A 20,546-nucleotide genomic window follows, 5' to 3' on the forward strand; every position below is an offset into this window, starting at 1 on the left:
ATTATGAAAAAAATACTTTATAGTAGCATGATGATGTTACTCTTATTTACATCTTGTGAATCTTATCTCGATGTAAATGAAGACCAAACAAACAAACCATTTTTTACTGATCTTTCGCCAAAACAAATGCTTGCGGGAGCAGTAAATAACTATACCAATCATCAGATTATTACATTAGGAAACTATGGTAATAGAGTAGCTTATGTATGGGGATTAAATAGTGGTTTTACATCTACAGATCCAGCTTGGACTTACATCTTTGATAGTAGTAGTTACGAGACAAATTTTGAAAACTCTTATCTTTTCGCAGATAATTTTCAAGACATTTTAGATAAAGAAGCTCAGTTTCCTGAATATTCTTATCATTATGGAATTGCAAAAGTAATGAAAGTGATGTCTATGGATTATGTTACAGCCCTATATGGAGATGCTCCATATTCCGAAGCATTTAGTCCTACTATTACAGCACCAAAGTACGATGATGACAAAACAATTATTCCAGCTTTGTTCCTTGAATTAGACAAAGCAAGAGCCTATTTTGAAAGTCCAAGTGCAGATGTTATAGATTTAGGATCTGAGGATATTGTTTTTGGTGGAAACACTGCTGAATGGTTGAAATTTATCAACACAGTTGAATTAAGATTATTGTTGAGATTATCTAAAACTACTGACGCAGCTCTTGTTACATTAAGAACTTCTCGTTTTGCAGTATTAAATGCAAATCAAAATTTCGTAACTTCAGACGTCACTGTAAACCCAGGATACAATACTAGTACTCTTAATTCAAGAACTCCAGTATTTAGAGCCTATGGTCAAAACGAATCTTTCAGTGCTGCTACATCAGCTAATGCAGCTAATGCAGCTGGAGATTTTGCAGCAAGACTAGTAAATGGTACATTGAATGATGCTAACATAACAACTGGAATTGTAGACCCTAGAAGATCTAGAATATTTACTCTTGTTGGAGGTACTGTTGTTGGTAATGTTCAGGGTATTTTCCCTCTTACGGCAATATCAAAAATTGCATCTTTCTACCATGGCCGTACAGGTGCAAATGCTGCAATTGCTAATAAAAATGGAGCTGAAAGAGATGCTTATTTAATGCAGGCAGCTGAAAGTCATTTTCTTCAAGCTGAAGCGAGACAAAGAGGTTTCTTAACTGGAAGTGCTAAAGCTGAATTTGATGCAGGTGTAACTGCTTCTTTCAATTTTTACAGCACTGGATTTGGTACTATTGCATTAGCCGCACTTGACCCAGTAGCTTATTTAGCTTCTATTGATGCTAAAAATGGTTTAGGTTGGACAGGATCTACAAATAAGATCAGTGCAATTATGACTCAAAAATATATTGCGTTAGCAGAATGGAATGGTATCGAACTATACATCGATCATATGAGAACTGGTTTCCCAGTTTTACCACTACCTTTCGGTGTTAATGCTACAACCAGACCAAATAGATTAATATACCCTACTTCAGAGTATTCTTCAAATAGTGCGAATGTTCCAACTGTTACTAACGCTGAACTATTCACTGTAAATGCAAAAACTCCTTATTATCTTCAATAATAGAGAATTTTATTTATAGTTCGCTATTCTAATAAATTCAGGTATATAAATTTATACCAACAATCAAAACCACCAGCTAAAACTGGTGGTTTTTTTTATATATTTGCACCATGGAAAAAGAACACCAAATATTCGGGATTAGAGCAATAATCGAAGCCATACAAGCGGGCGCAACTGTAGATAAAGTATATATTCAAAAGGAAGCTAGCAGCGAACTGATGAAAGACTTGATGAAAGTGATGAAGCGAGGTAATATTAACTTCTCGTATGTTCCTGTTGAAAAACTAAACAGACTTACGCCAAATAACCATCAAGGTGCAGTGGCGACAATTTCTCCTATCTCTTTTTTTGATTTGGAATCTCTTATAGAATCTGTAATTGAGAATGGAAAAAAACCATTATTTTTAATATTAGATCAAATATCGGATGCACGTAATTTTGGTGCTATCATAAGAACTGCCGAATGTACTGGAGTAAATGGAATAATCGTTCAAAAAGCAGGCTCTGCTCCTGTAAATGGCGACACAGTAAAAACTTCTGCCGGAGCGGTTTTTAACATTCCTATTTGTAAAGTAGAACACATTAAAGATGCTATTTTTCTTTTACAGGCCAGTGGTATTAAAACAGTAGCTGCTACAGAAAAAACAGATCAAAACATCTATGATATTTCTTTAAACGAACCTGTAGCTATCATTATGGGATCAGAAGATCGTGGTGTAAACCCTTCCGTTCTAAAAATTGTCGATGAAAAAGCAAAGCTACCTATGTTTGGAACAATTGGTTCATTAAATGTTTCTGTTGCTTGTGGGGCTTTTTTATATGAAGCGGTAAGACAAAGAAGTTAATCCCATCCCAACCCTTCACAAAAGGAAGGAAGCCTAGATAAACAAATAAAAATGAATTAAGACTCTGGTTTTGGTTCATTTTTTTCATTTAAGACGATTTTATAATCTACCGGAAAATCTGAAGAATAATAAGTTGCTACTTCCTCCGTTATTTCAGGTAGTGGAAGGTTAACAAAATTTCCATTCGCATCAAAACGTTTCATGAATTTATCTTCATCAGCATTATAATCTGGTTTTTCCCAATCGTATTTGATTAGCTTTTTATATTCCGGTGTCTTATAAATTAAAGATAGAGTAAAACCTGTTATCAATCCTGCCAAGTGACCTTCCCAAGAAATTTTTTTGTCTCCCGAGGTCTCGGGACTAGGAAAAGCATACCAAACCAAACCACCATAGATAACAATAACAGCAAGTGATAAAGCTACCAAGCGATAATATTTTATTTGTATCCCTTTGAAAAAAATAAAGCTCACCAAGACATATACCAAACCACTGGCACCAATATGGTAATTACCCCTCCCAATTACCCAAGTAATGATTCCCGAAATTAAAATTCCAAATCCAATGACTTTGACAGATTGTTTCGCATAAAAAAATTGCAAAGCTGCCAATAAAATAACTAATGGAATTGAATTATTATACAGATGCTCAATATCCCCATGAATAAAAGGGCTAAATAAAATTCCTTGTAAACCAGAAAATTCTCTTGGATAAATTCCATTTTCAACAAAATCAAAATCAAATCGTATTTCAAGCCAAAATACAAACCATAAGAATAGTACAAAAAAAAGCGGAAGTCCAATAACTGTATTAGTAAACTTGAAATGATTGTCCATTATTAGCTTTAGGTTTAATATTCTTGCTTAAAATTAAAATCAAAAATTTATCCAAAAGCAATTTAATGCTATTTTGTCATACTAAAACTAAAAGTACATCATAAATGTAGTCCCCTAGCCTAGATGATCCCGAAGTTTCGGGAGGCATCCTTTTTATCTCTTTTTTTAACGAGATAAAAAGATATAGTGAACAGCTGGAAATGGTTCCAAAAAAAATTACAAACTGAAACAAGTTAAGTTTGAAAAATAGTAATTTTACAAAATGGAAGCACCACTTGCAGAACGCATTCGACCACAAAAACTAGAAGACTATATCAGTCAATCCCATTTGGTAGGACCAACTGGCTCCTTGACACAACAAATCACAAAAGGAATAATTCCTTCTTTAATTTTCTGGGGGCCACCAGGAACAGGAAAAACGACTTTGGCTCAAATTATTGCACAAGAATCTAAACGACCGTTTTATATTTTGAGTGCCATAAATTCAGGCGTGAAGGATATTCGTGATGTTATTGAAAAGGCAAAACAAAGTGGCGGATTATTTACAGCAAAAAATCCTATCCTATTTATTGATGAGATTCACCGGTTTAGCAAATCACAACAAGATTCTCTGTTAGCAGCGGTAGAAAAAGGCTGGATTACATTAATAGGTGCCACTACAGAAAACCCAAGTTTTGAAGTTATTCCTGCTTTACTTTCCCGTTGCCAAGTTTATGTTTTAAATGCTTTTACCAAAGCTGATTTGGAAGCTCTGTTGGAACGTGCCATGAAAACGGATGAATCTTTAACAACGAAAAACATTGTTTTAAAAGAAACAGAGGCCCTTTTACGTCTTTCTGGAGGTGATGGACGGAAACTATTAAATATTTTTGAACTTGTCGTAAACGCCTCGAATGAAGCTGATATTATAATCACAAATGATCGCGTTTTTGAATTGGTGCAACAAAATACCGTTTTGTATGACAAAAGTGGGGAACAGCATTATGACATTGTTTCGGCTTTTATAAAATCAATTCGTGGAAGTGATCCTAACGGAGCTGTATATTGGCTTGCAAGAATGATTGAAGGTGGTGAAGATGTAAAGTTCATAGCCAGACGTATGCTCATTCTTTCCAGTGAAGATATAGGAAATGCAAATCCGACAGCTTTTATTATGGCCAATAATGCATTTCAGGCAGTTTCAACGATTGGCTATCCTGAAAGCAGAATTATATTAAGCCAATGTGCCATTTACTTAGCCACATCCCCAAAAAGTAATGCATCCTATCTTGCCATAGGAACAGCCCAACAACTGGTGAAACAAACAGGCGATTTGCCCGTTCCGATTCATTTGCGCAATGCCCCTACCAAATTAATGAAAGAACTGGGTTATGGTGAGGAATATAAATACTCGCATGATTTTGCCAATAACTTTGCAGAACAAGAATTTTTACCCAATGAGATAAGCAATAAGGCTATATATGTCCCAGGAACTAATTCCAGAGAAAACACGATACGTGAATTCTTAAAAAACCGTTGGAAAGATAAATATGGGTATTAGATTTCAGATTCTTGATTAGCAATTTTTGATTGCAGATTTCAACCACATAATATATTCAACAATCTTAATCAAAATCTAAAATTTAACGTCTACTTTTTCAGAAATTAATTTGTCGTTTAGGTAATACTCAAAAAACCACTGATTCTGTATTGCAATTAAAACACCCTGAGTATTTCCCTTTGTTGCAATGAAACACTCTTTTCTAGAAGTAGTATATAACCTCATAATAACTTTTGGTGCACTATCAATTAGTTGAAAACCTGTAGCTGTAGGCTGCGCGTACAGCATTTTCGAATTATCAGCTTCGCCTATAGGTATAGCCACAGGAGCCACTTGAGAAACTGGTAATGCATTTTGATTAGAAATTAAAGCTGAATTGCTATTACCAGCGTCATTATATTTATATTTCAAAGCATAAACAGATGTAAAAGCCTTATTTAATGCTTCGGTATACGCCAATTGAAAGTCTTTCTCTTTGCTTATACCAATATCAGATTTGAAAATGATTTTCCCATTACAATCCTTGAAAGTGACATACAGTTTAGTTGTTAAAAATGATTTTTCTTTCACAACATCAAAATACAACAAACTACACCTATCATTATTTTCTTTTGGCAATGGCTCATTATCATAAAACCCTTGAAAACCAGCTTTGCTTAAATTAAACTTAGACAAAGTGGCAAGTCGATATTGATTATCACTTTTTACAAAATCAAATTTTAAAGGTATAAGTACGGCTTTATAATCATTCACGGATTGCGAGAAACAGTAACTTGAAATTAATACTACTAGAAATAGGAATCTTGTTTTCATATGTATATAATATTTGTTTTTTAATGGAATATGGTATCGCCATTCTTCATTTATGATTGTGTGTTTTTGAATCATGGCGATTTCATAATTTATAAATATTTTTTTAATTCTAACAAATGATTGACTTGCTTAATATTCTGTTCTACAGGAACATTACTTTCGTTAAAAAAAATTGCATCTAATCCTGCATCAAGAGCTCCTTGAACATCCGCCTCAATACAATCTCCAATCATAACACTATTTTCCTTATTGGCTTTGGCCAAATCAAGAGCATATTCAAAAATAATAGGATTTGGTTTTTTCACTCCTGCCATTTCAGAATTGGTTATCGTTTGAAAATAACTTCCAATATTAGAATTATTCAATTTTTTAAATTGCACTTCAGCAAAACCATTCGTAATAATATGGAGTTTATATTTTTGATTTAAATAATCCAACACCTCAAAAGTCCCGTCAAAAAGATGGTTATTTTCAGGTAACAACTGAATGTATTCTTGAGCAATACTTTCAATCTCTTCATCGGAAATAGTGTAGTTTAAGGCATCGAAAGAATGTTTCAATCTCTTGTAACGCAATTCCTCATGTGAAATTTTGTCATATTGATATAATTTCCAACACGCTTGATTTATGGGAACATATTTTTCAATGAATTCTTTGGTTTCAATTGCGGGGTGATTTCTATTAAAAATAGTCTCAAATGTCAACTCTGAATTTTTATCAAAATCCCAAAGTGTATGATCTAAATCAAAGAAAACGTCTTTTATAATGCTATGTTTCATTTTTAATTTCTAAAATATGCCTTCGTCAACAAAGCTAAAATAATTAGCTTCAGTCACAATAAGATGATCCAACACTTTAATTTCTAAACTATCACCAGCTAATTTTAGTTTCCGTGTAATTTGTTTGTCTGCATCACTAGGTATCAATGTTCCTGATGGATGATTGTGGCACAATATTAATCCCGTTGCCCCTATTTCAAGTGCGGTTTTAAAAACTAATCGCACATCAACCAAGGTTCCTGTTATTCCACCTTTACTCAATTGTGATTTTGAAATAACCTTATTTGAATTATTTAAATACACAATCCAAAATTCTTCGTGTGGCAATTCACCAATAATAGGCTGCATGATTTCGAAAATTGTTTTACTGGAAGTAATTTTTGTTAATTCAACTGCATCCTCCGCCCTTCTTCGTCTTCCTAGTTCTAAAGCAGCAATAATCGAAATTGCTTTGGCCTCCCCGATTCCTTTAAAATTTATTAATTGCGAAATGGATAATTTCCCCAACGCATTCAAATTATTATTGACACTCCCTAATATCCTTTTGCTCAAATCCACAGCTGATTCGTTTCGACTTCCTGAACCAATCAAAATAGCAATCAATTCTGTATCACTCAAAACGCTTTTGCCTTTGAGCATTAGTTTTTCACGTGGCTTATCGTCTTCGGACCAATTGGTTATTGGAAAAAAAGAATTTTCAGGCATAGACTTACTCTCTTAAATTTGTTTTTTCATACAAATACTATTTTCTAAACCTACATAAGGTTCATAATTATCAACAATAGTATAGCCAACTTTTTGATACAAACCGATAGCTTCCTTTTGTTTATATAACGTTTCTAAAATCGAGAAAGAAAACCCTACCTCATGCGCCCAAAGCTCCAGTTCTCTCAATATTTTTTGGGCGAGCCCCATTCCTCGTGCTTCAGGAGAAACAAACATACGCTTTAATTCAATTGTATTTTTATCGTATTTCTTGAAACAACCACAGGCTACAGCTTTATTATCGAGATAAATAACAATAACATTAGAATTTAATTCTATGACATTATTCCCCCAATAATTTGTTTTTAATTCTGGATAGCGCTCCCATAAACTGGCATCTAATGCTGTAATGAGAGTCCCAAAATCTGGATTCTCACTGGTCGTTTTAATAATTTCTATTTTTTTATTATTCATCCCATTTTCTATTTTATCAACTCTTTAACTTCATCAAAATTCAATCCACCATAATTACCGGAACTCATCAATAACAAAGCAGAATCATCAAGATCTAAATTAAATAGATACTCTTTAAAATCTTTTGGATTTGTATAAATGATTAAATCTTTTCTGTTGAATGCATTTGCTATTTGCTCATAAGTCACTTCTTCCAATTGCTTAATTTTTACTGCATCTGGCGAATAAAAAACAACCGCTTTATCCGCATATTCTAATGCGCCTTCGTATTCTTTTAAAAATTCAGCATTCAAGCTGCTATAAGTATGCAATTCTAAACAAGCCACCAGAGTTCTATTAGGATATTGTTCTTTCACCGCTTTTGTTGTTGCCGCCACCTTACTTGGGGAATGTGCAAAATCTTTGTACGCCACTTTAGTTTTACTTTCGGCAATTTTTTCCAATCGTTTTGAAGCACCTTTAAAACTGGCAATAGCTTCGTAAAAATCGGCTTCATCCACTCCCATATTCTGGCAAATCCATTTGGCTCCAGCCAAATTATTGAGATTATGCGCTCCAAAAACTTCAATTGGCATATCGCCTTCTGGAGTTTCGAGAAGCGTAACACCATCACTTACCGTATATTTTGGTGTATGATACGCTAATTTTCGGATTGGATTTGTAGCGGCTTCTGCAACACGCTGCACTTCAGAGTCTTCTTCATTGTAAACTAAAATTCCACCGTTGGTTATTTTGCCAATAAAGATTTCAAACTGTTCCACATAATTTTCATACGTTGGAAAAACATTAATATGATCCCAAGCTATTCCGGAAATTAAAGCAATATTGGGTTGATACAAATGAAATTTAGGTCTTCTGTCTATTGGCGAAGATAAATACTCATCCCCTTCTAAAACGATAAAATCATTTTCTTCCGTTAGATGCACCATCGTATCAAATCCTTCCAATTGAGCACCAACCATGTAATCTACCGCTATATCATGGTAATGCATCACATGCAAAATCATAGAAGTAATGGTTGTTTTTCCATGAGAACCACCTATAACTACACGTGTTTTATTTTTGGATTGCTCGTAAAGAAATTCAGGATAGGAATATATTTTCAAACCTAATTCCTGTGCTTTCAACAATTCTGGATTGTCTGCTTTGGCGTGCATTCCTAAAATTACTGCTTCAATATCAGAGGTTATTTTTTCAGGAAACCAACCTAATTCAGCAGGCAAAATTCCTTTTTTATCTAATCTTGATTTTGACGGTTCAAAAATGGCATCATCACTTCCAGTAACTTGATATCCTTTGTTGTGTAATGCTAAAGCGAGGTTGTGCATGGCACTACCACCGATAGCTATAAAATGTGTACGCATTTTAGTGTATGGTTTATAGTTGTTGTATTCGAAATAAGTCAAAAATCCATTGACTCCTTTATCCTTTTTTATTTTTATATTCTTCTAAAACTGATTTGGCTTTTTCAGGTTCGTTCATTTTATTTCTGTACAAACTCGCTAACTTTAGATAACTTATTTTTGATCCACCTACAGTTATTGCCCTCTTATAGTTTTGTTCAGCAACTTTATATCTTTTAAAATATTCGTCAATATGCCCTCTTGACAAATAGCCGTCAACGGGTGACAATCGCAATAATTCATTTGAATATTTTATAGCTCTAGACTCACTGCCCCCCACGATTCCTGGCAACTGAATATACAATTCTATTAATGCCCAGCGCGCTTCAATGTGCTTAGGGTTGAAAACTATTGCCTTTTCAAAAGACCCTCTAACTTCGTCAATCATCCCAAGAGCTTTGAATTTATTGACCTGAGTAGCCTTCATCCCTAGAGCACCTCCGTATTTATAATGATAATTAGCTTCTGAAGGTTTCGATTGTTTTAGCTTTTTATAATAACCAATCGCTTTATCCCATGATTTACTTCGTCCGGCTATGTCCCCCAAATATTCAATGGTTTTCAAATCTGAAGGATTAAACTTTAAAATTGATTCGAAAATAGGTTGTGCCTGGTCATACTTTTCTTCTTTGAAAAATTTCTCTGCTTTATCGAAATTGGATTGGGACCAAACCATCAAAGGAAGTAATAAAAAGAAGTACACCATTTTTTTCATCTTTCAAAAATAAGGAAATTTTAAAGTAATAAACAGATTTTTAATCTTAAAAAAAGTTAACAAACCAAATCATCCGGAGAGAAATAATAATAAATAAGAAACATTACCATAACATAGAGTCCCTAATTTCGTCAAAACAAATTATGAAAAGAAAGCGAAAAATCCCTTTAGTGGTATTAAGTGATGTACACTTAGGAACATATGGCTGCCAAGCCAAAGAATTACTCCAATATTTAAAATCAATTCAACCAAAAATGTTGGTTTTAAACGGGGACATTATAGATATGTGGAGCTTTAGCAAAAGCTATTTCCCAGCGGCACACATGAACGTATTGAGACAAATTATAAAAATGTCAAATCAAGGAACTCGTGTTATTTATATTACCGGAAATCATGATGAAGCTTTGAGAAAATACTCCGATTTTATTTTAGGGAATTTTGAATTGGCAGATAAATTAATTCTGGAATTAGACGGAAAAAAAACTTGGATTTTTCACGGGGATGTATTTGATTCCTCTACAAAAGGATATGCAAAAATAGTAGCCAAACTTGGCGGAAAAGGATATGATTTATTGATTTTAATCAATAGTTTTATCAATTGGGTTTTAGTGCTTTTAGGGAAAGAGAAAAGAAGCTATTCGAAAATAATTAAAGATAGCGTCAAGAAAGCGGTCTCTTTTGTATCCAATTTTGAAACCACTGCAGCAGAAATTGCCATTCAAAAAAAATACAGTTATGTAGTTTGCGGGCACATACACAAACCCCAAATGAAGGAAGTCGAAAATGAACATGGGAAAGTAATGTATTTAAACAGTGGCGACTGGGTTGAAAACCTTACCGCATTGGAATACAAAAAAGAAAAATGGAGTATTTACAAATACAACAAAGCCGACTATTTACACCATGACAACAATGAAGACAAAATTGTCAATGATATTATCACCAAAATTTTATCATAGCTATTCCATACAATTACTTTAAAAATCAAACTAGTATAAAATGACTTATCCTATCGGATTTTTTGAAATAGAAAATGGTATTGCTATAATCTAAATAAACGCACATGAAAATATTTTATGCTATTCAAGCAACTGGTAATGGGCATATCAGCAGAGCTATACAATTATATCCGTATCTGCAAAAATTTGGTGAAGTTGATTTTTTCATGAGTGGCAACAATGCCAGCTTGGATGTCAATTTACCTGTAAAATTTAAAAGCGAAGGTTGTAGCTTGCATTACAGTAAATGCGGAGGCTTGAATTATTGGGATATTGCCAAAAACATAAAACCAAGACAAATATATAAAGACGCAAATTCTTTACCCTTAAAAAACTACGATGTGGTCATCAATGATTTTGATTCTATTACTTCTTTGGCTTGTAAATTGCAAAAAGTACATTCGATACAATTTGGACATCAAGCCAGTTTTATTTCCCCTTTGGCTCCAAGACCCGAAAAAAAGAGTATTATAGGAGAAATGATTCTGAAACATTATGCGCCTTCTCCTCAATATATTGGCTTGCATTTTGACAAATACGACTCCTTTATACGTCCTCCCATTATCAAAGATGAGATCATAAATGCCGAACCCAAAAATAAGGGTCATATTACTGTTTATTTACCTTCTTTTCAAAAAGACTGTTTAGAGAAAGCATTCAATAAACTTCCTAACTTCTCTTTTCATTGGTTTTTGAATGATGTACAAACCAAACACACGATAAAAAACGTTACTTATTTTCCCGTTAATCAAGAATACTTCAATAAAAGTCTCATCAATTGTGAAGGAATCATTACTGGAGGAGGATTTGAAACGCCTGCTGAGGCATTATATTTAGAAAAAAAAATACTCTCAATTCCTATTCGGAAGCACTATGAACAAGAATGCAATGCAGCGGCTCTTAAAAAAATGGGAGTTCCTGTTCTTTATGATGTTGGGGATGATTTCTATTTAACAATAGAAAACTGGCTTGATTCCCATATAAAATACCCGAAGATACAGGCTAATAATATCCCGGAAACCTTGCAGTTTTTATTTGATACTTATAATCACAACGGCATCAAATAAACGATATAAACGAGAAAAGGTGCTCTTCTCAGAACACCTTTTCTATAAAATTTTTAAATTTTAGTCATTCAACATTTTCCACAATTTGTCTTTCAACTCTGTCAAGCCCTGTTGCGCCACAGAAGAAATAAACATATAAGGAATATCCTTAAAAGCGACATCTAATTCCACTTTAAGTTCTGCTTTCAACTCATCATCCAGCATATCACATTTTGAAATCACCAATAAACGCTCTTTGTCAAGCATCTCCGGATTGTACTTCGTCAATTCATTTACTAAGATATCATATTCGGCTTTAATATCCGGCGTATCCACAGGAACCAAAAATAACAAAGTCGAATTACGTTCAATATGACGTAAAAAATAATGTCCTAATCCTTTTCCTTCAGCAGCACCTTCAATAATACCAGGAATATCCGCAATTACAAAAGATTGAAAATCTCTGTATGCTACAATTCCAAGATTTGGTTTTAAAGTAGTAAATGGGTAATCTGCAATTTTTGGCTTGGCTGAAGTCAATACTGACAGCAATGTCGATTTTCCTGCATTAGGGAAACCTACCAAACCAACGTCTGCAAGAACTTTTAATTCTAAAATCACATCCATTTCTGCACCAGGTAAACCGGGTTGTGAGTATCTCGGTGTTTGATTGGTTGAACTTCTAAAATGCCAGTTTCCTAACCCTCCTTTTCCACCACGAGAAAGTACTTGTTTTTCACCATCTTCGGTAATTTCAAATAATATTTCTCCGGTTTCTTTATCTTTTACAACTGTTCCTAACGGAACTTCAATGAATTTATCATCACCATCAGCACCTGTACTTCTGTCACCACTACCATCTCCACCATTACCAGCTTTGATATGTCGGGCAAATTTAAGGTGAAACAATGTCCAAAGACCTTTGTTCCCAACCAAAAAAACATGACCACCACGACCACCGTCACCACCATCAGGACCACCTTTTTCAATAAATTTTTCTCTATGCAAATGCGTAGATCCTTTTCCTCCTTTTCCGGAAGAAACATATATTTTAACATAATCTACAAAATTCCCTTCAGTCATTTTTTTTTAAATTTAAGGTTATGAGTTTAGAAGGTTATGAGTTTAGTTGATTTTCTAAACTCATAACCCTCTAAACTTCTAAACACTTTATTATTTACTCAAACTCTTCACCATCACTTTATCAATCTTCACGCCATCCATATCAATGACTTCCAACTCAAATTTTTGCCAAATTAATTTCTCCCCTTGTTTAGGAATATGGGAGAGTTCCGTCATTATTAATCCACTCACCGTGGTTACTTCGTAATCATTGATTAATTCATCTAATTCAAAGTACGTCAAAAAATCATGCAGTGAATAATGCCCGTCAACCAACCAAGTCCCATCTTCTCTTTCAATCAGCTGAAAATCATCTTTATAAAAATCAGAAGCGTCTCCTACCAAAGCTTCCAGAATATCATTTAAAGTAATTATGCCTTGAAAAACACCGTATTCATCAGAGACAAATGCATAATGAATGCCTGTTTTTTTGAAGTTTTCTAAGGCTATATAAGCAGTAGTTTGCTCCATCATAAAAGGAGCTTCAGTCATTATTTCTGCTAAATTGAAGTTCTCATTTTCAAAATGAGCAAAAATATTTTTTAAGTTAACGACCCCAACAATATCATCATAATTTTCACCAAAGACAGGATAAATAGAATGCAACTCTTTAAGCATAAATTCCTTAACCTGTTCTTTATCAGAATGCAAAGGTAAAAAAACTACCGACTTCCTGTGCGTCATCAATGAATTAATTTTTCGATCACCAATATGAAAAACACGTTCCACAATATCCTGCTCTATTTCCTGCACTTCTCCTCCTTCAGTTCCTTCTTTGATAATCGCTTTTATTTCTTCTTCGGTTACTTTACCGTCAGCAGTTGGTTTTATTTGCAAAACATTCAATAAGAAATCAGTTGAGTGTGTTAACAACCAAATAAATGGTGCTGTAACAATCGAAACAATTTTCATAGGTAATGCCACGGCTTTGGCTATAGATTCCGGATGATTCAAGCCTATTCTTTTAGGCAACAACTCCCCCAATACTAAGGAGAAAAAAGTCAAAGTCACAACAACTAAACCTACAGCAACAGAATGTGCATACGGTGTAATCATTTCGAATCCTATTATAAATGCCTCTACATCTTTGGTTATTTTATCACCACTATAGATACCAGTAAGAATTCCGATCAGGGTGATTCCTATTTGTACTGTTGACAAAAACTTATTTGGCGAATTCGCTAAATCCAATGCGATTTTAGCACTTTTATTTCCTTTTTTTGCCGCAGTCTCTAATCTATTCTTTCGTGCTGAAATCAATGCGATTTCTGACATCGAGAACACCCCATTTAATAGTATTAGAAAAAATATTATTAGTATTTCCAATTTTTTAGTTGATTCGTTTTTTATTTAAAATCTGATTTCTGAATTTTTGCTTTCTGAAATCTCCAATCTGGATTTTTAGCCCAGATGGCAATGAAAAGCCCGGAGTTAAAAAAGCTAATTTTTCTTGTCAAAAAAGAGCGACCAAAGGAAGCTCCTTTTATGACTTAGAAAAATAGTTTTTTAACGAGGACTTGTAATGTACAGCTGGAATTGCTCCTATAAATTATCAATCACGCTACTTACTCTTTCGGTAATTTCAGCAATCGAACCTATTCCATTTACTGCGTGAAATTTCCCTTGCACCTGATAATAATCCATTAAAGGAGCTGTTTTCTCATTGTATTCCTGATACCGGTTTCTGATTTTTTCTTCGTCTTGATCATCAATTCTGCCACTTGTTTTTCCTCTTTCAAGTAATCTTGCAATCAAGATCTCATCATCGGCCTCCAGTGCAATTGTCGCAGCAACTTGAGAACCTATTGAAGTAAGAAATACATCTAAATCTTTGGCTTGTGAAATTGTTCTTGGGTAACCGTCAAACAAAATTCCATTAGTGTCCGGGTGTTTATTTACCTCATCAATTAGCATTTTAGTAGTCAATTCATCTGGCACTAAATCCCCAGCATCCATATATACTCTGGCTTGTTTCCCAAGTTCGGTATCGTTTTTTAAATTAAAACGAAATACATCACCCGTGGAGATATGCGTTAATTTGTATTTTTCTTTTAAAAATTCTGCTTGAGTTCCTTTACCTGCTCCTGGTTTTCCAAATAAAACAATGTTAGTCATGTTGTTGTGTAGTTATTCTTTTAATTTATATACTTCGGGTAAATTTCTTCCTAAACCATCATAATCTAGGCCAAAACCTACAATAAATTTATTTGGAATTCGAATTCCAACGTAATCTATTTTCACCTCCTTTGTGTATGCTTCCGGTTTGAAAAAAAGTGTTGCTATTTTAAAATGTTTTACATTTTGTTTTTTGAATAATTCTTTCAGCTCCACTAAAGTATTTCCAGTATCTACGATATCTTCTATTATAATAACGGTGCGTCCAGTCAAATCCTGATTCAGTCCTATTAATTGTTTCACTTCGTTTGTGGAAGAAGTTCCCTCGTAAGAGGCCATTTTTATGAAAGATACCTCACATGGTTTTTTATACAGTTTCATAAAATCAGAAACTACCATAAAAGAACCATTCAGGACACCTACAAATACTGGTATTTCATCAGCAAAATCATCTTCTATTTGTGCAACCATTTTTGCGATTGCAAAGTCAATTTCCTTGGCAGAAATAAACGGAACAAATTGTTTATCGTGAAGTTGTATCATTATTTTCGTGTTTAAAATAATGCGCAAAGATACTGAATTCGGATTTGACAAATGATAATTGAACAGTATTTTGTAACTAACGAATCGAATGCGCTAATTATCTTAATAATACAACTTTAAAATTTTCATCTAAAATCTTTAAAAAAACATATAATTTTCTAAAAAACAGGTAGTTAGACGACTATTAAGATCTGTTTATCGAAAAAAAATTGTATTAAATTTATTTATTCCTAAATTTAAGTAAGGATATTGTAAATCGTAAAATTATGGCTTCATTAAATCCAAATACAGCAGTTTTAGGCGTCAAAAATGCTAAACATTTATTGCGAAGAGCAACTTTTGTTTATACCAAAACCTTAATAGACCAGTACTCTAAATTAACTCCAAACCAAGCGTTGGATTTATTGTTGGTTGACAATCCGCTCACATTAAACCTCCCTTACGACCCTTTACCAACTGCCGCACCAGATGGTTATTGGACTGAATCTACAAATTTACCCACTTTATTTCCAAATCAATATGGCAAAGGCACAATTGTAGCTGGTTGGTGGTGGTATAATGCGATAAATAGTCCAACATTAAAATTCAAACTTTCGCATTTTCTTTCCACGCGTTTCACTGTTATAAAAAACACCGATGTATTTGGATCAGCAACCGAATTTTATGATTACATCCGATTGCTTTTATTTTATTCTTTAGGAAATTATAAAAAATTAGCAAAAAAAATGACACTCAATAATTCGATGCTCAGTTTTTTGAATAATACCTCTAATGTAAAAAGTTCTCCAAATGAAAATTATGCCCGCGAATTTTTAGAATTATTTACCATTGGAAAAGGAGCTCAAATTGGACCCGGAAATTATACAAATTATACAGAATCAGACATTGTGCAGACAGCAAGAATATTAACCGGGTTTAAAAGAAAGCATGAGAGATCACTAATTGATTCTGAAACTGGAATTCCAAAAGGATTCAATCAATTTTCAGATCACAATACCAGCTCCAAAACATTTAGTGGCGCTTTTAACAACAAAATAATCACTGCTGCGAGTGATGCTGCTTCGATGGATACCGAATTAGATAATTATATTGAAATGGTTTTTGACCAACCAGCTACAGCTAAAAATATTTGCAGAAAAATATATACTTATTTTGTAAAAAGTATTATTTCGACCGAAGCAGAAAATGACATTATAAATCCTTTAGCACAAGACCTTTATAACAACGACTATGAAATTATTCCTATAATTCGAAAATTATTAGAAAGTCAACATTTTTACGATTTAGATGATAGTAATGCAACCGACGAAACTATAGGTGGGATAATAAAATCTCCCCTTCAGCAACTATCGGAAATATGCACCTATTTAAAAGCTACTATCCCAGACCCTTCTTCAAATCCATTGAATTTCTATAATGTTTTTTGGTGGAATTTCATAAACAACAACTTTTTTATGCGTTCAAATATGATTTTATTTGAGCCCGAAAATGTTGCCGGACATGCCGCCTATTATCAGGCTCCTAATTTTGATAAAACCTGGATATCTTCCTCCACTTTAATTGCAAGATATCGTTTAGGAGAATCATTAGTTGACGGAGTAAACAGAATTAGTGGCAATAGCAATATCATTGTCAAAATATACATTTCAGAAGTAATAAAAAACGGTGGTATTGTATCCAATCCTTCTGATCCATTTGTATTAACCTCTGAATTATGCAACGCTCTTTTTGCTCAGCAAGCAGATACCGATCGTATTAACTATTTCATGAATTCTTTTCTCCTGCAAGGTCTTACCAATTATTATTGGACTGAAGCATGGAATAGTTTTATTAGCACCAATAATAGCTCAGTAGTCGAGTCCCGACTGAAGCTATTAATAACAAAAATTGTAAGAGCCCCCGAATCTCAAATGTTTTAGTATTATTTCAAAAATTTATTTAACAACCAAGACATTTAAGGGAACTTAAGTCACAAGTGATTTTGTATTATTTCAAAAATTCATTTACCGTCAAAGATATTATGAGACCCCAAATCTCACCTGTTTTAGTATTATTCCAATAATTAATAACAAAACAACAAATATCATGAAAAGAAGAAATTTTATTAAATTGACTTCTACAGCTAGTGCATTTTCATTATTGCCTACAGAAGTTTTTGCTCTTTTTAAATCGGCAGGCATGACGAGCTGTCCTGATCCCAGCACAAAAAAAATAGTATTAATCCAATTAGCGGGGGCTAATGATGGATTAAACACTATTGTACCCCTCAATCAATATGATACTTATGCCACATTGCGCCCCAACATAAAGCTTAATAACGTTGGATCTTCAAATGCCATTATCAATCTGGATTCAACTTTAGCATTAACGAACCAAGTAGGATTACACCCGTCATTGATTGGATTTAAAAACCTGTATGACAAAGGTTTTATGAGAATCATTCAAGGTGTTGGCTATCCTTCCCAAGACAAATCCCATTTTAAATCAACTGATTTATGGCTAAGCGGAGGAGATGGTACCATGGCCAATAATTATCTTGATAATGGATGGGTCGGACGCTTCTTAGAGAATTATTATGCCAATTTTTTAAATTCAAACTTTCCTTTAGGAATTCAATTGGGAAGCAATGACAATTCTCTCGGTTTTCACGGAGAAGTGGAACACGGCATGTCTCTAAATATTAGCGGCCAGGATTTATCCGGATTTTATTCTGTGGTAAATGGTTTAGGTGGAACTCCTCCAACAAACATTCCGGATTCAGAATATAGTAGCTTAATCCAATACATCATTAACAATGATGCCGCTACAAATTCGTATGCACAAACTATTTCCAGCTCTTTTAATTCAGGCTCTAATTCTTTAACATATCCTAATACCAGCTTATCCAACCAATTAAAAACTGTAGCACGTTTTATTTCAGGGGGCCTCCAAACCAAAGTCTATTTAGTTAAAATAGGCGGATTTGACACTCATGACATGCAAGTAGCAGCAAATAATACGGCACATTTGGGTGCACATGCAAACCTTTTAACACATATATCTGAAGCAATCAATACTTTCATTACAGATTTGAATAATCAGAATATGGGAAATGATGTTATAACGGTAACTTTTTCGGAATTCGGAAGAAAAGCGGGAGAAAATGCAAGTCTAGGCACTGATCATGGTGAGATTGCTCCGATGTTTGTTTTTGGAAGTGCAATAAATCCTGGAATCTCTGGAACAAATATTAATTTAGCAGAAGCAGTTTTGGCAAATAATTATCAAGTTAGAACTGTCCAGCATGATTACAGGAGAATTTTTAGTACTGTATTGCAAGATTGGTTCGGGACAAGTAACCAAACATTAGATATGACTTTCTATAATCATACTACCAATACTGGATTTTCAAACAACAAAATTGCCAATTTAATAAAAGATCAAAACGTCGTTAATACCACCTGCTATGCTGACAAACTACTTTCCATCAACGAATTCCAAAATGCTTACGAAGTTGTTGTTTATCCAAATCCAACATCAGAACTCATTACGATTAACTCCCCAAACAATAATGATGTTTATGCTGTTTCTATATATTCAATTGACGGAAAATTTATTGGAAGATATAAAAATCCTTTAATGACTAGCCAGTTTTCTATAAATGTTGAAAATCTATCAACCGGATTTTACACTTTAAAAATCGAGACTACCAATGGGAATTTTTCCAAAAAAGTAATTGTGAGAAGATAATATCTTCGGTATTGAAATACCTATAAAACTATTTTACAAGTCGTATCTTTTTATTATTAATCATTTAAAAGTATCTTTGTAAAATCAATTTTACAGATAAATTTCTATACAACGATGAATTATTTTTCTTCTGATTTTAAACTGGGAATTCTCGGCGGCGGACAACTCGGCAAAATGCTGTTGTTTGATACGCGAAAATTCGACATACAAACTTATGTTCTTGACCCAAGTAATCAAGCGCCATGTAAAATAGCTTGCAATAAATTCTTTAAAGGAGATTTAATGAATTTTGAGACCGTTTATAACTTTGGCAAAAAAGTTGACGTTTTGACTTTCGAAATCGAATTGGTTAATCTTGAGGCTTTAGAAAAACTTGAAGAGGAAGGAATAAAAGTATATCCTTCTCCTAAAACATTGAAACTTATTCAAAATAAAGGAATTCAGAAAGATTTTTATATAAAACATGCCATTCCGACTGCAAATTACAAGCGATTTGGCAATCTAAAAAGTGTAATTGTTGACATTCTCGATTCCAAATTAAAATTACCATTTGTATGGAAATGCACTGAATTTGGTTACGACGGAAATGGAGTAAAAGTCATCAGACAAATTTCAGATTTAGATAATTTAGCCAATGTTGAATGCATCGCTGAAGAAATGGTTCCTTTCAAAAATGAATTGGCAGTTATCGTTTGTCGCAATCCATCGGGTCAAATAAAAACCTATCCTGTAGTGGAAATGGAATTTCATCCGGAAGCAAACCAAGTAGAATACGTAATTTGCCCTGCTCGAATTGATCCTAAAGTTGCTGAAAAAGCAATCGCAATAGCATTAAATGTTTCTGAAAAATTCAATCATGTTGGCCTTTTGGCAGTCGAAATGTTTCAAACTGAAGACGACGAAATCTTAGTTAATGAAGTTGCTCCTCGTCCGCACAATTCCGGACATTATTCCATTGAGGCCAGTTACACTTCTCAATTCGAAAATCACATACGCGCCATTCTTAATTTACCTTTGGGAAATACAGCTAGTAAAGTGGCCGGTATCATGGTAAATCTATCTGGCGAAGAAGGTTATTCTGGAGATGTAGTTTACGAAAATATTGAAAAAATATTAAGTTGGGAAGGAGTTACACCTCACATTTATGGCAAGAAAGAAACACGCCCCTTTAGAAAAATGGGACATGTTACCATTGTAAATAAAAATATTGATGAAGCCAGAAAAATTGCTGAAAAAGTAAAAAATATGATTCGAGTAATTAGTAATCGATAATCTATTTTCAGTCGCAGTCATACACTCACTTTAAAACACAAAATT

Annotated in this window: 19 protein-coding genes; 8 read left to right on the forward strand and 11 right to left on the reverse strand. The window is 33.7% G+C overall.

Annotated features, from left to right (window positions below; translation table 11 throughout):
* Nucleotides 1-3 precede the first annotated feature (3 nt).
* Nucleotides 4-1,566, forward strand: a complete 1,563-nt coding sequence (locus ACM55F_RS11415) for a SusD/RagB family nutrient-binding outer membrane lipoprotein (protein ID WP_416853919.1) — start codon at nucleotides 4-6, stop codon at nucleotides 1,564-1,566.
* A 110-nt stretch (nucleotides 1,567-1,676) separates the two neighbouring features.
* Nucleotides 1,677-2,411 carry a 23S rRNA (guanosine(2251)-2'-O)-methyltransferase RlmB gene (rlmB, locus tag ACM55F_RS11420; protein ID WP_035668140.1) on the forward strand — a complete coding sequence of 245 codons (735 nt, stop codon included), beginning with the start codon at nucleotides 1,677-1,679 and terminating at the stop codon, nucleotides 2,409-2,411.
* Nucleotides 2,412-2,467: 56 nt separating this feature from the next.
* Here the strand turns inward: rlmB and ACM55F_RS11425 are convergent, their stop codons facing one another.
* Nucleotides 2,468-3,247: a rhomboid family intramembrane serine protease gene (locus ACM55F_RS11425; protein ID WP_416853920.1), complete on the reverse strand. Its 780-nt coding sequence runs from the start codon at nucleotides 3,245-3,247 to the stop codon at nucleotides 2,468-2,470.
* 262 nt (nucleotides 3,248-3,509) lie between these two features.
* Between ACM55F_RS11425 and ACM55F_RS11430 the strand changes: the two genes are divergently transcribed.
* On the forward strand, nucleotides 3,510-4,787 hold the full coding sequence (locus tag ACM55F_RS11430; RefSeq protein WP_416853921.1) for a replication-associated recombination protein A: 1,278 nt from the start codon (nucleotides 3,510-3,512) through the stop codon (nucleotides 4,785-4,787).
* A 75-nt stretch (nucleotides 4,788-4,862) separates the two neighbouring features.
* On the opposite strand, the gene ACM55F_RS11435 is transcribed toward ACM55F_RS11430, so the two are convergent.
* From ACM55F_RS11435 to ACM55F_RS11460, 6 genes are all read right to left on the reverse strand, one after another.
* Nucleotides 4,863-5,600 (reverse strand): hypothetical protein, encoded by a 738-nt coding sequence (locus ACM55F_RS11435; RefSeq protein WP_416853923.1) that lies wholly within the window; start codon nucleotides 5,598-5,600, stop codon nucleotides 4,863-4,865.
* An 89-nt stretch (nucleotides 5,601-5,689) separates the two neighbouring features.
* Complete coding sequence (locus ACM55F_RS11440; protein WP_416853924.1) at nucleotides 5,690-6,379, reverse strand: YjjG family noncanonical pyrimidine nucleotidase; 690 nt, start codon at nucleotides 6,377-6,379, stop codon at nucleotides 5,690-5,692.
* A gap of 9 nt (nucleotides 6,380-6,388) precedes the next feature.
* Complete coding sequence (radC, locus tag ACM55F_RS11445; RefSeq protein ID WP_416853925.1) at nucleotides 6,389-7,084, reverse strand: RadC family protein; 696 nt, start codon at nucleotides 7,082-7,084, stop codon at nucleotides 6,389-6,391.
* 12 nt (nucleotides 7,085-7,096) lie between these two features.
* A complete protein-coding gene (locus ACM55F_RS11450; RefSeq protein WP_416853926.1) occupies nucleotides 7,097-7,558 on the reverse strand; it encodes a GNAT family N-acetyltransferase in 462 nt (153 codons plus the stop codon).
* Nucleotides 7,559-7,566: 8 nt separating this feature from the next.
* Nucleotides 7,567-8,922: a UDP-N-acetylmuramate--L-alanine ligase gene (locus ACM55F_RS11455; RefSeq protein WP_416853927.1), complete on the reverse strand. Its 1,356-nt coding sequence runs from the start codon at nucleotides 8,920-8,922 to the stop codon at nucleotides 7,567-7,569.
* A 58-nt stretch (nucleotides 8,923-8,980) separates the two neighbouring features.
* Nucleotides 8,981-9,676 carry a tetratricopeptide repeat protein gene (locus ACM55F_RS11460; protein WP_416853928.1) on the reverse strand — a complete coding sequence of 232 codons (696 nt, stop codon included), beginning with the start codon at nucleotides 9,674-9,676 and terminating at the stop codon, nucleotides 8,981-8,983.
* A 143-nt stretch (nucleotides 9,677-9,819) separates the two neighbouring features.
* Here ACM55F_RS11460 and ACM55F_RS11465 point away from each other — a divergent pair, with 143 nt between their 5' ends.
* A complete protein-coding gene (locus ACM55F_RS11465; RefSeq protein WP_416853929.1) occupies nucleotides 9,820-10,635 on the forward strand; it encodes a UDP-2,3-diacylglucosamine diphosphatase in 816 nt (271 codons plus the stop codon).
* A gap of 104 nt (nucleotides 10,636-10,739) precedes the next feature.
* Nucleotides 10,740-11,741 carry a glycosyltransferase family protein gene (locus ACM55F_RS11470; RefSeq protein ID WP_416853930.1) on the forward strand — a complete coding sequence of 334 codons (1,002 nt, stop codon included), beginning with the start codon at nucleotides 10,740-10,742 and terminating at the stop codon, nucleotides 11,739-11,741.
* 60 nt (nucleotides 11,742-11,801) lie between these two features.
* Here ACM55F_RS11470 and obgE read toward each other — a convergent pair whose 3' ends face one another.
* The 4 genes from obgE to hpt form a co-directional block, all read right to left on the reverse strand.
* Nucleotides 11,802-12,803 carry a GTPase ObgE gene (obgE, locus tag ACM55F_RS11475; RefSeq protein ID WP_416853931.1) on the reverse strand — a complete coding sequence of 334 codons (1,002 nt, stop codon included), beginning with the start codon at nucleotides 12,801-12,803 and terminating at the stop codon, nucleotides 11,802-11,804.
* A 90-nt stretch (nucleotides 12,804-12,893) separates the two neighbouring features.
* Nucleotides 12,894-14,168, reverse strand: a complete 1,275-nt coding sequence (locus ACM55F_RS11480; RefSeq protein WP_416853932.1) for a hemolysin family protein — start codon at nucleotides 14,166-14,168, stop codon at nucleotides 12,894-12,896.
* A 216-nt stretch (nucleotides 14,169-14,384) separates the two neighbouring features.
* Nucleotides 14,385-14,957 carry an adenylate kinase gene (locus ACM55F_RS11485; protein ID WP_416853933.1) on the reverse strand — a complete coding sequence of 191 codons (573 nt, stop codon included), beginning with the start codon at nucleotides 14,955-14,957 and terminating at the stop codon, nucleotides 14,385-14,387.
* A gap of 12 nt (nucleotides 14,958-14,969) precedes the next feature.
* A complete protein-coding gene (gene hpt, locus ACM55F_RS11490; protein WP_039110242.1) occupies nucleotides 14,970-15,500 on the reverse strand; it encodes a hypoxanthine phosphoribosyltransferase in 531 nt (176 codons plus the stop codon).
* A 266-nt stretch (nucleotides 15,501-15,766) separates the two neighbouring features.
* Between hpt and ACM55F_RS11495 the strand changes: the two genes are divergently transcribed.
* The 3 genes from ACM55F_RS11495 to ACM55F_RS11505 all read left to right on the forward strand — a co-directional run bounded on the left by ACM55F_RS11495 (nucleotide 15,767) and on the right by ACM55F_RS11505 (nucleotide 20,501).
* The gene (locus tag ACM55F_RS11495; RefSeq protein WP_416853934.1) at nucleotides 15,767-17,419 is read left to right on the forward strand and encodes a DUF1800 domain-containing protein; all 1,653 of its coding nucleotides are present in this window, start codon (nucleotides 15,767-15,769) and stop codon (nucleotides 17,417-17,419) included.
* Between the two features lie 166 nt (nucleotides 17,420-17,585).
* Nucleotides 17,586-19,229 (forward strand): DUF1501 domain-containing protein, encoded by a 1,644-nt coding sequence (locus ACM55F_RS11500; RefSeq protein WP_416853935.1) that lies wholly within the window; start codon nucleotides 17,586-17,588, stop codon nucleotides 19,227-19,229.
* A gap of 114 nt (nucleotides 19,230-19,343) precedes the next feature.
* On the forward strand, nucleotides 19,344-20,501 hold the full coding sequence (locus ACM55F_RS11505; RefSeq protein WP_416853936.1) for a 5-(carboxyamino)imidazole ribonucleotide synthase: 1,158 nt from the start codon (nucleotides 19,344-19,346) through the stop codon (nucleotides 20,499-20,501).
* Nucleotides 20,502-20,546 lie beyond the last annotated feature (45 nt).

Source organism: Flavobacterium melibiosi, assembly GCF_048158545.1.
Classification (GTDB): Bacteria; Bacteroidota; Bacteroidia; order Flavobacteriales; family Flavobacteriaceae; genus Flavobacterium; species Flavobacterium melibiosi.

What these genes read in the sequence shown, in the direction of transcription:
- ACM55F_RS11415 (WP_416853919.1), top strand. Translation starts at nt 4, where the DNA reads ATGAAAAAAATACTTTATAGTAGCATGATGATGTTACTCTTATTTACA.
- rlmB (WP_035668140.1), top strand. Translation starts at nt 1,677, where the DNA reads ATGGAAAAAGAACACCAAATATTCGGGATTAGAGCAATAATCGAAGCC.
- ACM55F_RS11425 (WP_416853920.1), bottom strand. Translation starts at nt 3,247, where the DNA reads ATGGACAATCATTTCAAGTTTACTAATACAGTTATTGGACTTCCGCTT.
- ACM55F_RS11430 (WP_416853921.1), top strand. Translation starts at nt 3,510, where the DNA reads ATGGAAGCACCACTTGCAGAACGCATTCGACCACAAAAACTAGAAGAC.
- ACM55F_RS11435 (WP_416853923.1), bottom strand. Translation starts at nt 5,600, where the DNA reads ATGAAAACAAGATTCCTATTTCTAGTAGTATTAATTTCAAGTTACTGT.
- ACM55F_RS11440 (WP_416853924.1), bottom strand. Translation starts at nt 6,379, where the DNA reads ATGAAACATAGCATTATAAAAGACGTTTTCTTTGATTTAGATCATACA.
- radC (WP_416853925.1), bottom strand. Translation starts at nt 7,084, where the DNA reads ATGCCTGAAAATTCTTTTTTTCCAATAACCAATTGGTCCGAAGACGAT.
- ACM55F_RS11450 (WP_416853926.1), bottom strand. Translation starts at nt 7,558, where the DNA reads ATGAATAATAAAAAAATAGAAATTATTAAAACGACCAGTGAGAATCCA.
- ACM55F_RS11455 (WP_416853927.1), bottom strand. Translation starts at nt 8,922, where the DNA reads ATGCGTACACATTTTATAGCTATCGGTGGTAGTGCCATGCACAACCTC.
- ACM55F_RS11460 (WP_416853928.1), bottom strand. Translation starts at nt 9,676, where the DNA reads ATGAAAAAAATGGTGTACTTCTTTTTATTACTTCCTTTGATGGTTTGG.
- ACM55F_RS11465 (WP_416853929.1), top strand. Translation starts at nt 9,820, where the DNA reads ATGAAAAGAAAGCGAAAAATCCCTTTAGTGGTATTAAGTGATGTACAC.
- ACM55F_RS11470 (WP_416853930.1), top strand. Translation starts at nt 10,740, where the DNA reads ATGAAAATATTTTATGCTATTCAAGCAACTGGTAATGGGCATATCAGC.
- obgE (WP_416853931.1), bottom strand. Translation starts at nt 12,803, where the DNA reads ATGACTGAAGGGAATTTTGTAGATTATGTTAAAATATATGTTTCTTCC.
- ACM55F_RS11485 (WP_416853933.1), bottom strand. Translation starts at nt 14,957, where the DNA reads ATGACTAACATTGTTTTATTTGGAAAACCAGGAGCAGGTAAAGGAACT.
- hpt (WP_039110242.1), bottom strand. Translation starts at nt 15,500, where the DNA reads ATGATACAACTTCACGATAAACAATTTGTTCCGTTTATTTCTGCCAAG.
- ACM55F_RS11495 (WP_416853934.1), top strand. Translation starts at nt 15,767, where the DNA reads ATGGCTTCATTAAATCCAAATACAGCAGTTTTAGGCGTCAAAAATGCT.
- ACM55F_RS11500 (WP_416853935.1), top strand. Translation starts at nt 17,586, where the DNA reads ATGAAAAGAAGAAATTTTATTAAATTGACTTCTACAGCTAGTGCATTT.
- ACM55F_RS11505 (WP_416853936.1), top strand. Translation starts at nt 19,344, where the DNA reads ATGAATTATTTTTCTTCTGATTTTAAACTGGGAATTCTCGGCGGCGGA.